Source organism: Leifsonia sp. SIMBA_070, from assembly GCF_046534635.1.
GTDB lineage: Bacteria > Actinomycetota > Actinomycetes > Actinomycetales > Microbacteriaceae > Leifsonia.
Genome location: NZ_JAWRYK010000558.1, coordinates 1 through 256, shown reverse-complemented (window position 1 = coordinate 256; position 256 = coordinate 1). Strand labels below are relative to the sequence as shown.

The window sequence follows — 256 nt, the reverse complement described above, 5'->3', positions numbered from 1 at the left end:
CCCGGGTGACCAGAGAAGCGATCATGTCGAAGAATCCGCGGACCGCGTTGACCGGACGCCCGTCGGGTGCGGTCATCTTCTCGGGCAGGGCATGAAAGGCCCGAAACCACAGGCTTGCACCGTCGAGCAACATCACTGGGGCAGTCATGCCTAAACCATGCCAGATCGGCGCCGATCCTCAGAGCACTGCGGTCAGGTGGCGCTGCGTTCGTCCGAACCCAGGACGTCGAGCACGGCCAGTTGCGATTCGGCATCG

Annotated in this window: 1 pseudogene; it reads right to left on the bottom strand. The window is 63.7% G+C overall.

Going from position 1 to position 256, the window contains the following annotated elements:
- Positions 1–148 (bottom strand): annotated as a pseudogene (locus tag SB754_RS21440) (flap endonuclease); the annotation flags it as partial.
- Between the last annotated feature and the right edge of the window lie 108 nt (positions 149–256).